Origin of the sequence: Campylobacter concisus (assembly GCF_002912425.1) — a bacterium.
GTDB classification, from domain to species: domain Bacteria; phylum Campylobacterota; class Campylobacteria; order Campylobacterales; family Campylobacteraceae; genus Campylobacter_A; species Campylobacter_A concisus_AH.
Window position 1 is genome coordinate 1 of the sequence record NZ_POYR01000014.1, and the last position, 433, is coordinate 433.

Here is a 433-nt window from a genome sequence, read left to right on the forward strand (position 1 = left end):
GCGTAAAAATGCGTCTTTGTGTTGCAAAAGACGGTACTCGTGATTACCCATCACAGCCGCGTAACCGCATCGCATCGCTAGCTGCACGACCTCAAAACTCCCCTCGCCGCGGTCTGTCAGATCGCCTACGAAGCAAATTTTAGAATCGGCGCCACGCGGCAAGCGATCTATTAGGGCGCAAAGGGTTTTATAGCAGCCGTGAACATCACCGATGAGGTAAATTTGGTCGTTCATCTTTTCCTTTTCTTGTAAATTTACTTAAATTTTAGCAAAGTTTAGCCAACTGGACATAAAAACAGCGTGCCAAAGCTACATAAATTTGATCGTTAAGTTTAAACACCCTCACTCGCCGACGACTAACATCACGCCAAGCGCTATCATGGTAACGCCGACGAAAAAGTCCAAAATTTTCCATGCGGCCGGCTTTTGAAAC

General features: G+C 46.4%; 1 protein-coding gene. It reads right to left on the reverse strand.

Annotation, left to right across the window (positions count from 1 at the left end; genetic code table 11):
• On the reverse strand, nt 1-234 hold a 234-nt coding region (locus tag CYP84_RS00950; protein WP_180996348.1), incomplete at its 3' end, for a metallophosphoesterase.
• Nucleotides 235-433: the final 199 nt, after the last annotated feature.